Origin of the sequence: Burkholderia sola, assembly GCF_905400185.1 — a bacterium.
Lineage (GTDB): Bacteria > Pseudomonadota > Gammaproteobacteria > Burkholderiales > Burkholderiaceae > Burkholderia > Burkholderia sola.
The window spans coordinates 348,240-361,368 of sequence record NZ_FR989676.1 but is presented as its reverse complement, the minus strand read 5'-3'; the positions used below and the strand labels follow the sequence as shown (position 1 = coordinate 361,368).

Genomic DNA, 13,129 nt, shown 5'->3' with positions numbered 1-13,129 from the left:
GCGCCTCACGCCGCGGGCTTCGTGGCCGGCGGCACGGTCAGCGCGCGGCCGACGCGTGCCTCGATCTTGCCGTAGCGCCACAGGTTGTATTCGCCGACGGGCGTCGTGCGGTACAGGTTGCACACGGCGACCGTCGTGTCGAAATCGGCGACGTCGGCCATGATGTAGAAGGTCCACGGTGCGCCGTCGGCCTGGCCGACCACGAGGCGGTCGTCGTCCATCACGCCGAGCACGCGCACGCCGGGCATCGCTTCGACGGCCGCGAGCATCGCACCGTACGCCTGCCACACCTCGCCGATTTTCTCGCGCGGCAGGTCGAAGAAATTCTGCGACACGCCGCAGCAGAACAGCACGCGCAGCGGCAGCGGATTCGAATCGGACATAATGGGTTCTCCAGAGGAATCGGTCGGGCGCATGAGCCGGCCGGCGACGGTGCGGCGGCTTCATGCGCGTTCATCGAAAGTTTCGGGCGATGCAGGTTACAGATAGCCGGGAAACGGCGTGACGCCGGTGAAGACCGCGCCCGCGCCGTCGAAGTTGCCTTCGGCGAGGAACGCGTGCTGCGTGACGACCATCGCATCGCGCAGCAGCCGCTGCAGCGGATGCGACCGGTAGATCGCGGCCGTGCCGCCGAGGCGGTACGCGCGTTCGACGACGCTCGCGCCTTCGCGCGCGATCTGCGTGGCCGCGAGCCGCAGCAGGCTGACCTGGTCGGGCGTCACCGGGTTGCCCGCGAGAATCGATTGCCACACCGAATCGGTCGCATCGTAGAAAAACGCGCGCGCCGAGCGCAGTTGCGCCTCGGCCTTCGCGAGCTCGATGCGGAAATACGCGCGATCGGCGAGACGCGGCGCGCCGGTCGTCGTCTGGCGGCCGCCCGACATCCGGTTCACGACGTCGAGCGCCGCGCGCGCGAGGCCGAGGTTGACGACGGCCAGCACCTGCGCCGCATACGCGACGGTCGGATAGCGGTACAGCGGCTCGTCGACGGTCGCTTCGCCGCCGCGCACGAAGGTCCACGCCTCCGGCACGAAGCGGTCGTTCACGCGCAGGTCGTGGCTGCCGGTGCCCTGCATGCCGACCACGCTCCAGTTCTCGACGATCTCGACATCCGCGGCGGGGAACACGGCGGTGCGCGGCTTGTTCGGCGCGGCGTCCTGCGCGCCCGGCACGGCGATGCCGACGCCGAGCCAGTCGGCGCCCTTGCAGCCGCTCGCGAATTTCCACGTGCCGTTCACGCGCCAGCCGCCCGGCGCGGCCTGCGCAGGCTGCACCGGGAACAGGCCGCCCGCGAACACCTGGTCGGGGCCGCTCGCGTACAGCTCGGCCTGCGTGTCGAGCGGCAGCGCGGCGAGATAGACGTTCGCGGAGCCAAAGCTTGCGACCCACGCGGCCGAGCCGTCGGCGGTCGCGATCCGTTCGATCATGTCGAGGAACGCGGTCGGCGCGAGCGCATCGCCGCCGAAGCGGCGCGGCGTGCCCGCGCGATAGATGCCGGCCTGCTTGAACAGCGCGATCACGTCGCGCGGTACGTGCGACAGCCGGTCGAATTCGTCGCGGCGCGCGGCGACGGTTTCGATCACCGCGTCGAGCGGCGACAACGGCGCGGCCGCGGGACGGGCCGCGGGCGGCGAGGTCGACGCGGATTCGATGGCGAGGGCGGCTTGCGGCATGAAAGTCTCCTGGGGATGGGGCGATTCCGGCATTCGCATGTGCGTTTCATATGCAAACAGACCCTAGTCTAGAAACGCCGAAAACACGCAGCAATTGGTGCGTTGGGCCGCGCGACTGGTGACGCTCCGTGCCGGCCTAAAGAAATCTTCAGATGCGATCGGCGCGCGCCGGTGCTATGTTGGGTTTCCGGCCGCGCGATGCCGCGCGCCTTCCTCCGAATCCGATCATGAGTTTTCCCGACGAAGACGATTTCCACCGGCTGCTCGACGCGCTGACCACGTGCGTGCTGCTGCACGACGCGCGCACCCGGGCGATCGTGTGGGCGAATCGCGCCGCGTGCATCGCGCTCGGCTTTTCCGTCGAGGAATTGCTGCCGCTGAAGGCGCCGGACATGACGCGCCCCGAGCCGAAGTACCGGCGCGAGATCGCGGTGAGCGCGTGGGATCGTGCACTCGTCGACGGCCCGCAGGTGTACGAATGGTGCTATCGCTCGCGCACGGGGGTCGACATGCTGTCCGAGGCCACCGCGACCTACGTGCCGCTGCGCGGGCGCGACGTCGTGATGGTGCAGTTCCGCGACATCAGCGCGGAAGAGGCGGTCCGCCAGCAGTTGCGCCGCTACGAGGCGCGGCTGCGCGAGTTCATGCAGGATCTCGACGAAGGGATCGCGGTCGTGACGCCGCACGGCGGCGTGCAGTTCATCAGCGAGTCGGGCCGCCGCGTGCTGGGGCTCGCGCCCGACGAGCCGCTCGGCGAGGTGCTCGACTACTGCTCGGCGGCCGATCGCGACCGGCTCGTCGCGCAGTTGCGCGACGCGCCGTCCGCATGCCCGTCCGCGCCGCAGCGCTACCGGATCGTGCGGCGCGACGGCTCCGCCTGCTGGCTGCGCATCCTGTGCCGGCAGGTCGAGATCGAAGGCGATCTCGACGGGCTGCTCGTGCAGTTTCGCGACGTGAGCGACGAAGTCGCGATCGAGGACGCGCGGCGCGCCGAGGCGCGGATGCTCGAATACGCGGGCCGCTACAACGCGATGGGCGAGATGGCGACCGTGATCGCGCACGAACTGAGCCAGCCGCTCGCGGCCGTGCGCAATTTCATCGAAGGCGCGGTGCGGCGGCTGAACGGCAACGGCGCCGTCGACGACGCGATCTGGGGGCTGCGCAGCGCGGATCGGCAGGCCGAGCATGCGGCGCTGATCATCAAGAGCGTGCGCGAATTCATCGTGAAGCGCGAGCCGGTCGTCGCGCGCGCCGACCTGCGCGACATTCTCGCGGACGTCGCGTACTTCATCGAGCTGCGCGCGAAGGAGGCCGGCGTGACGGTCGCGATCGTGCAGGCCGACGCGCCGCTGCCGATCCGCTGCGAGCGCGTGCTGATCGGGCAGGTGATCCTGAATCTCGCGTTCAATGCGATCGAGGCGTTCGCCAGTTGCGAGCGCGCGCCGCGCACGCTGACGCTCGGCACCGCGAACGTGGCCGGCCATGCGGAGTTGCGTGCGATCGACAATGGCCCGGGCGTCGACGCCGGCGCGCACGACCGGCTGTTCGACGGCTTCTCGTCGTCGAAGGCGGGCGGCAACGGGATCGGGTTGTCGCTGTGCAAGAGCATCGTCACGCGCCACGGCGGGCGGATCGCCGCGAGCCCGGCCGCGGGCGGCGGGCTCGACTGCCGCGTGACGCTGCCGCTCGCCGACGGGTGAGCGCAACCGCGTCGGCGCATTGTGGCGGGGCGGCGACGCGCGACGCATGGTCAGCGCCCCAGCGCCCGCGCGGTCTGGCCGCCAATGCCGAAGTCGGTGTTCGGAATGTCCTTGATGATCACGCGCGTCGCCTGCAGCGGCGCGTCGAGCACGTTCGCGCCCGCATCGGACAGCGCGGCGATCAGCGCGCGCTTCTGTGCGTCGGTGCGCCCGGCGATCAGGATCGCGACGATCACCGGCAGCGACGGCGGCGCGCCGTCCGCGGCGCTGCGGCCGCCGAGGCCGATATGCGTCGCGGGCAGTTCGGTGAGCAGTACGCGCACGGATTCGAGCGGTGCGCCGATCGCGTCGACGGTCGCGTGGCTGAGGCGCGCGATCAGCTCGGCCTTGCGCGCGTCGTCATGGCCGGCCGGCAGGAAAACTTCGAGTGTGGGCATGGTCGTCCGGAAAGGTGAAGGTGACTGGCTCACCGTTGCGCGAGCGACGGCGAAGCGGTCGCCGCTGAAAGGTGAAGGTGACCGGTTCACCTTTGCGCGGGCGACGGCGAACCGGCAGCCGTTCACAGGTGAAGGTGCCCGGCTCACCATTGCGCTGGCGACGGTGAACCGGTCGCGGCTTACAGCAGGAAGCCGATCGCGCTGAGCGCTTCGGTCGAGTCGATCAGGCGCACGACCTTCTCCGCAATCCGCATCTCGCCTTCGGCATCGACGTGCAGCTTGTGCGTGACGTCGGCCGCGAACAGCGTCGCGACGCCGCGCTTGTATGCGACCACCACCTGCGCCGATTTCAGCTCGACGGTATCGGCGCTGCCGCTTTCCAGCGTGAAGCGCGATACGGTGCGCACCGTGCGCGCCGCGTCGGTGGCCGACGCCGAATAGCCGGACACCATCCGCTGCACGCGCTTCTCGCGCATGTCCTGGTCGTCGAACACGTAGTTCAGCGTCGCCGCGAAATCGGTCGCGTCGGGATCGATCGGCACCACGTAGTGGCCGGTCGGGTCCCACAGGTCGAGCCACGCGCGATAGTCGCGGCGGTCGAGCATCTCGGCTTCGCGCCACACGAATTCGACCGCGCGGGCGAAGGTCTGCTCGGAAAAGAGGGCGTTGCGGTCGTCCATCATTGCTGCTCCATCATGTTGCGCCATTGCCGGTAGGCTTCGCGCATGCCGGTCTCGTCGGTCGCATGCGCGGTCTTTTCGCCGTTCGCGGCGGTCGTCTCGCGGTTCAGCCCGCGGTTGACCAGGATCGGCACGTCGGGCCCCGCCTGCGCGCCGCGCTGCACGCGCTCCCACGCTTCCGCATCGTCGGGGCTGCCGAAGCCGAACGGGCCCTGGAAGTGCTCGTGAATGCGCAGCCGCTCGCGGTTCGCTTCGTCGGGGCCGCCGTCCATCGCGAGCGCGACGTGGCGGATCTCGGTTTCGTTCGCGGAGATCGGCCGCAGCACGCGGAAGAAGGCCATCGACAGCGCGAGGTTCGGGAACAGGTTCAGGTTGAAGCCGACGCCCATCAGCGAGCGCACGATGCGGCGCACTTCGTCGGGCGAGTGACGTTCGGCGAGTTTCGCCGCGAGCGGCGCGAAGCGTTCGGCCAGCGGTGCGCCGTCGTCATCGTCGAGATCGATCAGCTCGGGCATCAGCACCGCGAGGCTGTGGCCGTTGCCGAGCGCGCGGCAGAACGCGTGCTCGCTCGTCATGAAGCTCGTGATCGCGGCGGCCGTCTCGTCGTCGATCGACTTCATCCACGACTTGTGCACGACCGGGAAGTGATAGAGGTCGGTCGTGTTCTCGAGCTGGATCTTCCAGTTGCCCTTGAACTTGAACTTGTGCTCGCCGTTCGCCTTGATCGGGTAGCCGGCGCCCTGTTTCACGAACAGGTCGATCCACGGCTTCGCGCCGCCGAGGAAATCCTCGAGCGGTTCGATGTCATCGTTGAAGCTCGCGAAGATCAGCCCCTGGTACACGCCGACGCGCAGCTTCACGAGCGGCAGGTCGCCTTTCTCGCACACGCCTTCGTAGCCGTCGCCGTACGGCAGCGCGCGCAGCGTGCCGTCGAGCGCGTACGACCAGCTGTGATACGGGCACGTGAAGCCCTTCGCGTTGCCCTTGTGCGATTCGCACACGGTCGCGCCGCGATGGCGGCAGCGGTTCTGCAGCACGTTCACCTCGCCGGTCTTGTCGCGCACGACGATTACCGGCTGGCGGCCGATCGTCGTCGTGACGAAGTCGCCCGGGTTCGGCAGTTCGCTGTCGTGCGCGACCCAGATCCAGGTGCGGTAGAAGATGCGCTCGAGCTCGGCTTCGAACAGCGCGGGATCGTGATACATCGCGGGCGCGATGCGGTCGGGCTGCGCGAGACCATGCAACGCGCGGGTGTCGATCGTCTGGTAGGGAATGTCGCTCATCGTCGTCGTGGGGAAAGAGTCGCGAAAATCGGGCCGCGCTGGGCGCAGCGTCCGGAGACCAGTCTCGTCTTCTGCCGCATATCGGTCAAATTGATCTAAAATTGATAATCAAATAAATGTGGCAAATGATGGAGGTCACGATGACGTCGGTCGATCATCTCGATCTGAACCTGTTGCGCGTATTCCAGGCGATCGTCGAGGAACGCAGCCTGACGAAGGCCGGCGAGCGGCTCGCGCTGTCGCAGCCGGCCGTCAGCTATTCGCTCGGCCGGCTGCGCACGCTGTTCGACGATCCGCTGTTCGTGCGCACGCGCTCGGGCATGCAGCCGACGCCGGTCGCGCTCGAACTCGCGGGCATCGTCGGCAAGGCGCTCGACATGGTGCGCGTCGCGCTGCGCTATGCGGAGCGCTTCGATCCGGCCACCAGCACGCGCACGTTCCGGGTGTCGCTGTCGGATGCGGGCGAGATGGCGTACCTGCCGGCGATCTGCCAGGCGCTGCGCGAGCGCGCGCCGCGCGTGACGTTGAGCGTGCAGCCGCTGCCGGTGGAGGAGATCGAGGAGGCGCTGCGCGCGAGCCGGCTCGATTTCGCGATCGGCAACCTGCCTGAGCTGATGCCGCGCACGCGCCACCAGGTGCTGTTCGAGGAAACCTACGTGTGCATGACGGGGCGCCGGCGCGGGCTGCCGACGGCCGCCGCGCTGAGTCTCGAGCAGTTCGTGCGCGCCGCGCACGTCAACGTGAAATCGGTCGAGCACAGCCACCACGCGCTCGACGACGCGTTGCGCGCGCAGGGCGTGGGCCGCAACATCGCGCTGGAGGTGCCGCACTTCGTCGCGCTGCCGAGCGTGCTGTCGGTCACCGATCTGTATGCGACGCTGCCGAAGCGGCTCGCGCAGATCCTGAACCGCGACAACGCGTTCCGCCTGTATGCGCTGCCGGTCACGCTGCCGCCCGCGCCGGTGACGATGCATTGGCACGAGCACTTTCACGAGGACGAGGGCAATGCGTGGATGCGCGCGCTGCTCGCCGAGATCGTCGAGCGTTTCGACGAATGACGGTCGGGCGGCTCGTGCCCGACGCAACCGCGGTGGCGGAGTGTCCGTCGGCCGCGCATCTTTACATGAGTCGATCAGCAGATCGGCGCGGCAATACGGTGGCGCGTTCGGCGCATCAGAGATCGAGTACGAGCACCGCCGAGCGCGCGCGCGACACGCAGCAGCAGATCACCGTGTTGCTCGCGCGCTCGGCCTTGCTGAGGCAGTGATCGCGATGATCGGGTTCGCCGTCGATGACGGGCACCATGCAGGTGCCGCACACGCCTTCGCCGCATGACGTATCGACCTCGATGCCGATCTTCGCGAGTGCGTCGACGATCGACGTATCGGGCGCGACGCGCACCGATTGGCCGCTGCGTTGCAGGCGCACTTCGAAGCCTTCCGCTGGAGCGGCATCCGCAGTGACCGTCGCGGAGGGTTCCGCCGCGAAGCGTTCGAGATGAATCGCGTCTTCCGGGATTCGCTTGGCCGCGGCTGCGACAACGGCATCCATGAACGGCCCGGGGCCGCACGTATAGACATGCGCTTCCAGATCAATCGACTCGATGCAGCGGCCGAGTTCGGCCGCGAGCGCATCGGGCTCGACACCGTAATGGAACGTCACGTGCGACGCGAACGGTTCGGCCGACAGTTCGTCGACGAACGCCGCATGGTCGCGGCTGCGCGCGAAATAGTGCAGTCGATAACGCGCGCCGCGCTGGTGCAGCGCATACGCCATCGACAGCAGCGGCGTGATGCCGATGCCGGCCGCGATCAGCACGTGCTCGCTCGCGTCATCGGTCAGACGAAACAGGTTGCGCGGCGTGCCGATCCACAATTCGGCGCCGACGCTCACGTCGTCGTGCAGCGAACGCGAGCCGCCGCGCGACTGCGCTTCCTTCTTCACCGCGAACAGATAGCTGCCGCGCTCGTCGGGGTTGCCGCACAGCGAATATTGCCGCGTGATGCCGGATGGCGCGGTGACGTCGATATGGGCGCCCGGTTCGTACGCGTCGAACGGCTGGCCGTCGACGCGCGAGACCCGGAAACAGCGGATGTCCTGCGCCGCGTCGATCAGTGTGTCGATCCGGACCTGGTGGCGGTTCGCTTGCATGGGAAATTCCGTGGGGTAGAGAAACGCGGCGCGGCGGAGCCCCGCGCCGTCATGCGATCGAGAATAGGGACGGGCATCGCATAAATCAAATCGATTAAAAATCGATGCCGGAATAAGCGGGATGGATGATGGTGGGCGTATGGATCGTCGCCGGTCAGCGGTGCGGCAATCGCGCGGCCGGTGCGCCGACCACGCGATCGGTGAACCGCGCGACCTCAGCGGGCGGCAATCGCGTTACCGCCGTCGACGGCAGCATCAGCCGAAGCCGATGCCGACGCGTGGCTGCGTTCGCGCTCGAGGCTGCGGCGATAGTGGCGGCAGCCGACGGCGAGCAGCAGCGCGGCGAGCGTCGCCGCCGCGACGTTGACGATCGACATCGAGTGCCCGACCGCGGCCGGCGCGCCGAACACGCGATCGGTAAACAGCGCGACGACGGTCGTGCCGATCCCGAGCGCGATCAGGTTCGACACGAGCAGGAACAGCGCGGAGATCTGCGCACGCATCTGGTTCGGCGCGAGCGTCTGCATCGCGGCGGTCGACGTCGGCATCGGGAACGACGCGAAGAACATCGCGACGACCAGCATCGCGAGCGACGCCGGCAGGCTGTCGAGCTGCGTGAACAGCGTCGCGGGAATCACCATGCAGGCGGCGCCGATCGCGCCGGCGCGCATCGGCGCATCGCCGCGGCCGCGCCGCAGCAGCCAGTCGTTGAGCCAGCCGCCGCAGAACACGCCGGCCGTGTTCGCGACCAGCAGCACGATGCCGAGCGTGTAGCCGGCTTCGACGGCCGTCATTCCGAAGCGGCGGATATAGAACGCGGGCGTCCAGCTCAGCAGGCAATACAGCGTCATCGCGTAGAACGAGAAGCCGAGATAGTGGCACGAGAAGGTCGCGCGGTGCATGCCGACGAAGCGCAGCGAATCGCGCATCGACACGCGCCGCACGGCGCCCGAGCGATCCTGCGCGAGCCCCTTGCGCTGCGGGTCGCGCACGGTCGCGGCGAACAGCAGCGCGACGAGGATGCCCGGCAGCCCGACGATCAGGAACGTGACCTGCCACGCATGCACCTGCCCGACCACCGGCAGCGTGAATGCGCTCGCATGCTTGAGCAGCGCGATCACGTAGCCGCCGATCAGGAACGCGATGCCGCCGCCGATGAACGAGCCGAGCGAATACACGGCGATCGCGCGGCCGAGCTTCTCCTTCGGGAAGTAGTCGGCGAGCATCGAATACGCGCCGGGGGACAGCGCGGCCTCGCCGACGCCGACGCCCATCCGCGCAACGAACATCTGCACGAAGTGCTGGCTGAGCCCGCACGCGGCGGTCGCGATGCTCCACAGCGCGATGCCGAGCGAGATGATGCGCGGGCGCGCATAGCGGTCGGCGAGATACGCGACGGGCAGCCCCATCACCGCATAGAACAGCGAAAACGCGAAGCCGTTGAGCAGGCTGAACTGCGTATCGGACAGGTGCAGGTCGCGCTTGATCGGTTCGATCATCAGCACGAGGACCTGGCGGTCGACGAACGAAAAGACGTACGCGAGCATGCAGATGACGACGACATACCATTCGTACGTATAGCGCTTGCCGTCGGCAGCGCGGGCCGTGGATGCGGACATGCGGGTTCTCCAGGAGCGGGCGGTGGAAAAGCGCGGCATCGGCCTCGCGGGCCGGGCGCCGTCGCGGCGCGAAAGCGTGCGGATGACACGATCGGTGACGCAGCGTAGTCGGCCAAATTCGGCCGCCATAGCCGGAGTGACAGCCGCGCCACACGGATATTTACCGACCCGGATAAAGAAAACACCGAGGCCGTGCGCGCGGGCCGCCGCGCAGCGCGCGCGCGGCGGGGCCCGTGCGCGTCATGCGGCGCGTCTATAAGCGTTATAGAGCGCATTGCGTCGACGTCCGAAATTGTCGTTCCTAGACTCGGGCCGGTTTTGATCGGCAGCGTTCGCATCCGAAAGCGAACGCGCTTCACATCAAGCGGCGCGATGCCGACAGGCGCCGCAACTTCTACGGGACGACGCAGATGAACCATTCGAACGGGCGAGCCTTCCGGCTTGCCGTACCGCTCGCCGCGCTGCTCGCGTGCAACGCGCTGCCTGCCGTCGCGCAATCGAGCGTGACGCTCTACGGCCGCATCGACACCGCGATCGAATACGCGAACGCCGGGCCGAACCACGTGACGCGCATGGGCAGCGGCAACCTGTGGGCGTCGCAGTGGGGGCTGAAGGGCGTCGAGGATCTCGGCGGCGGCTACGCGACGATCTTCAAGCTCGAGGACGGCTTCAACGCGGCGAGCGGCGCATTGTCGAACAGCAGCGCGCTGTTCGGCCGCGAAGCGTGGGTCGGCATCACGGGGCCGTTCGGCGGCGTGCAGTTCGGCGAGCTCTACACGATCCTGCATACGACACTCGTCACATACAGCCTGCCCGGGCTCGGCGCGGGGCTCGCATGGGGCAACGCGACCAACAACTTCGTCGGGCCCGCATTCCTGCGCGTGCGCAACTCGATGCGCTACACGTCGCCGCGCTACGCGGGCTTCCTGTTGCGCGCGATGGCCGCGCGCGGCGCCAACGGCGCGGCCGGGCAGCCGGCGACGCTCGGCGATACGTATGGCGCCGGCATCAACTACGTGCGCGGCGGATTGTCGGTCGACGTCGACATCATGCAGCAGAAGTTCAGCCCGGTCGCCGCATCGACGCTCGGTGCCGCGAGCACGGCCGCGAACAGCAACTACACGCTCGGCGCGATTTCGTACGACTTCAGCGTCGTGAAGGTGGCCGCGCTGTACCTGCGCCATCGCGGCGGTCCCGACGTCGCGACCGCGATCGACAGCCAGAGCGCGTATCCGCACAGCGACATCATGGAGCTCAGCGCGACGGTGCCGATCGGGCGCGCGTCGCTGCTGCTGAGTGTCGGCCATTACCGGAAGGTCGCCGACAGCGACGGCAACGCCGATTCGTACGGCATCCGCTTCGACTATCCGCTGTCGAAGCGCACGGTGCTGTACACGGGCGCCGCGATGGTGCGCAACGGCGCGCATGCGCGCTTCGTCGTCAACGGCGCGGCGGGCGGCGGCGTCGCGGTGGCGAAGCTGGGCGCGACCGCGAGTTCGCTCGTCGCGGGCATCCTCACGTCGTTCTGAGCGTGCCGGCGGGCCCGTGCCCATGCTCGCTCGAGCCGCTACGCGCAAGCAGGCGGCTGCGGCGCGAGCCATGCATCGAACGGCGCCTGCTCGCCGATATTGAACAGTTCGAGCAGCAGCGCACGCAGCCAGCGATGGCCGGGGTCCGCATCGAAGCGCCGATGCCAGTACGCGTTGACGGCCCATTCGCCGGCGCCGGCGATCTCGTACAGCACGCACGGCTGGCGCGCCGCGAACGTGATCGCGATCGTCTCCGGCAGGATCAGCGCGTAATCGCCGTCCTGCAGCAACGCGGGCACCACCATGAAATCGGGCAGCGCGGCGCGCACGCGCGGCATCAGTTCGTGCCGTTCGAGCAGTTGCATCGACTGCCGATGCGACGTGACCGCGACGAAGCGCAGCGCGTCGGGCGCCGTGCCGTCGAGCACGAAATCGTCAGGCAGCCCGACGCGTTGGGCGGTGCGGCGCGGCATCAACAGCACGCAGCGCTCGTGCAGCAGCGCGGTGCGCTGGAAGTGGCTCGACGCATCGGCGAAATGCCCGAGCGCGAAGTCGATGCGCCCGGATTCGAGCGCGACGTTGAGCTGGCACTCGTCGACGTGCAGCGTCTCGATCACCGCGCCCGGCGCACGCCGGTCGAATGCGGCGAGCAGCGTCGGCAGGAACGCGCTCGCCGCGAAATCGCTCATGTGCAGACGGAACACGCGCTGCGTGCTGTCGGGCGTGAAGCGCGAGCCTTCGTCGAGCACGTGCTGCAGGATCGCGAGCGCCTTGTCGACCGAGATCGCGAGCCGTTGCGCGCGCGGGGTCGGCTCGACGCCGGTGCCGGTGCGCACGAACAGCGCGTCGCGAAACATCAGCCGCAGCCGGCCGAGTGCATAGCTGACGGACGGCTGCGTGACGCCGAGCCGCAGCGCCGCGCGGCCGACGTGCCGCTCTTCATACACCGCGCGAAACGTCTTCAACAGGTTGAGATCGAGATCCTGCACACGCAGGCCGTCGGCGGCGTCGCTGTCGTGCGGCGCGGGTTCGGGGCGGGCCGTCGGCCGACCGGGGGCGGAGTGCGTCATCGAGCTTGCCTCGCGGTGACGGAAGGCGCGTGGCCGTAACGCCGCGCATACGCCTTCGCGAAATGGCCGAAGCCATGGATGCCGTGCGCGAGCAGCACGTCGGTCACGCTGCGCGCGTCGCCGCGTTGCAGCGCCGCGTGCACGGCGGCGAGCCGGCGCTCGCGCACGTACGCGGCCGGCGTGGTGTGCAGGAACGCGCGGAATGCATGCTGCAGCGTGCGCGGCGCGACGCCCGCGACGGCCGCCAGCGCGGCGAGCGCGAGCGGTTCGTCGAGGTGCGCATCGACGTGAGCGCACGCACGCCGCACATGGGCCGGCAGCGGCGGCGTGCCGCGCAGCAGCGTGTCGCTGTACGAATGCGGCAGGTGCGTGAGCAGCAGCGACATCAGCCACGCGGTGAGGTCGGTGCCGAACACCGGCGACGCGATGCCGATGCCCGGCTGCGCGCCGATCCGGCACAGGTACTCGAAGGTCGGCAGCACGAGCGCGGCGCCCGTGCCGGCGCCGCCGGCCGCCACGTCGAATTGCAGCGGGCGCGCGAGCGGCGCGCGAAGCATGTCCTGCAGCTTGCGTTCGAGCGCGCCGCGTTCGAGCCGCAGCACGAGATTGCGGCAATCGGGGCTCGTGCGCAGGCGGCTCGCGAGCGCGGGCGACGACACGGTCAGCGCGCCGGGGCCGGCGTACGCGACGACGTTGCCGGCCTGCAGCTCGCACGCACCGGCGAGCGTCAGCCGGAACAGGAAGTGATCGGCGTCTTCGCCGAACTCGATGCGCGTTTCGCGTCCGTAGCTGAGTTCGAGCAGCGCGCCGTGATGCAGTGGCACCTCGTACAGCTCCGCGCGAAACGGATCGCGGCCGGACGCGGCCATCCGGTGCGGTCCGAGCCGATGCGCGACCGCGCGTTCGACTTCGTCGGGGGCGTGCAGCGTGCCGAGCCGGTTCGGTGCATGGCGGGAAAGGGCGATGTCCATTGATAGACCTCGTAGC

At 68.9% G+C, this 13,129-nt stretch carries 12 protein-coding genes; 3 read left to right on the top strand and 9 right to left on the bottom strand.

Annotated features, from left to right (window positions below):
* Positions 1-5 precede the first annotated feature (5 nt).
* Positions 6-383 carry a hypothetical protein gene (locus KR541_RS18085; protein WP_050014413.1) on the bottom strand — a complete coding sequence of 126 codons (378 nt, stop codon included), beginning with the start codon at positions 381-383 and terminating at the stop codon, positions 6-8.
* Between the two features lie 96 nt (positions 384-479).
* Positions 480-1,673, bottom strand: a complete 1,194-nt coding sequence (locus KR541_RS18080; RefSeq protein WP_216089695.1) for an acyl-CoA dehydrogenase family protein — start codon at positions 1,671-1,673, stop codon at positions 480-482.
* A 152-nt stretch (positions 1,674-1,825) separates the two neighbouring features.
* On the opposite strand from KR541_RS18080, the gene KR541_RS18075 reads away from it, so the two are divergent.
* On the top strand, positions 1,826-3,373 hold the full coding sequence (locus KR541_RS18075; RefSeq protein ID WP_050014416.1) for a sensor histidine kinase: 1,548 nt from the start codon (positions 1,826-1,828) through the stop codon (positions 3,371-3,373).
* A 50-nt stretch (positions 3,374-3,423) separates the two neighbouring features.
* Here the strand turns inward: KR541_RS18075 and KR541_RS18070 are convergent, their stop codons facing one another.
* From KR541_RS18070 to KR541_RS18060, 3 genes are all read right to left on the bottom strand, one after another.
* The gene (locus KR541_RS18070) at positions 3,424-3,810 is read right to left on the bottom strand and encodes a tautomerase family protein (RefSeq protein ID WP_050014418.1); all 387 of its coding nucleotides are present in this window, start codon (positions 3,808-3,810) and stop codon (positions 3,424-3,426) included.
* A gap of 179 nt (positions 3,811-3,989) precedes the next feature.
* Positions 3,990-4,493 (bottom strand): aromatic-ring-hydroxylating dioxygenase subunit beta, encoded by a 504-nt coding sequence (locus KR541_RS18065; protein ID WP_089489037.1) that lies wholly within the window; start codon positions 4,491-4,493, stop codon positions 3,990-3,992.
* Positions 4,490-5,773, bottom strand: coding sequence for an aromatic ring-hydroxylating oxygenase subunit alpha (locus tag KR541_RS18060; protein WP_216089694.1), 1,284 nt, complete (start codon positions 5,771-5,773; stop codon positions 4,490-4,492). Before KR541_RS18060 ends, KR541_RS18065 begins: the two co-directional genes overlap by 4 nt.
* Positions 5,774-5,913: 140 nt before the next feature.
* On the opposite strand from KR541_RS18060, the gene KR541_RS18055 reads away from it, so the two are divergent.
* Positions 5,914-6,831, top strand: coding sequence for a LysR family transcriptional regulator (locus tag KR541_RS18055; RefSeq protein ID WP_050014513.1), 918 nt, complete (start codon positions 5,914-5,916; stop codon positions 6,829-6,831).
* Positions 6,832-6,946: 115 nt separating this feature from the next.
* On the opposite strand, the gene KR541_RS18050 is transcribed toward KR541_RS18055, so the two are convergent.
* A complete protein-coding gene (locus KR541_RS18050) occupies positions 6,947-7,924 on the bottom strand; it encodes a PDR/VanB family oxidoreductase (protein WP_050014422.1) in 978 nt (325 codons plus the stop codon).
* A 215-nt stretch (positions 7,925-8,139) separates the two neighbouring features.
* Positions 8,140-9,543 (bottom strand): spinster family MFS transporter, encoded by a 1,404-nt coding sequence (locus tag KR541_RS18045; protein WP_050014423.1) that lies wholly within the window; start codon positions 9,541-9,543, stop codon positions 8,140-8,142.
* A 410-nt stretch (positions 9,544-9,953) separates the two neighbouring features.
* Between KR541_RS18045 and KR541_RS18040 the strand changes: the two genes are divergently transcribed.
* The gene (locus KR541_RS18040; RefSeq protein WP_089489041.1) at positions 9,954-11,072 is read left to right on the top strand and encodes a porin; all 1,119 of its coding nucleotides are present in this window, start codon (positions 9,954-9,956) and stop codon (positions 11,070-11,072) included.
* A 38-nt stretch (positions 11,073-11,110) separates the two neighbouring features.
* Here the strand turns inward: KR541_RS18040 and KR541_RS18035 are convergent, their stop codons facing one another.
* The gene (locus tag KR541_RS18035; RefSeq protein ID WP_050014426.1) at positions 11,111-12,142 is read right to left on the bottom strand and encodes a LysR family transcriptional regulator; all 1,032 of its coding nucleotides are present in this window, start codon (positions 12,140-12,142) and stop codon (positions 11,111-11,113) included.
* Complete coding sequence (locus KR541_RS18030) at positions 12,139-13,113, bottom strand: AraC family transcriptional regulator (RefSeq protein WP_050014427.1); 975 nt, start codon at positions 13,111-13,113, stop codon at positions 12,139-12,141. Before KR541_RS18030 ends, KR541_RS18035 begins: the two co-directional genes overlap by 4 nt.
* Between the last annotated feature and the right edge of the window lie 16 nt (positions 13,114-13,129).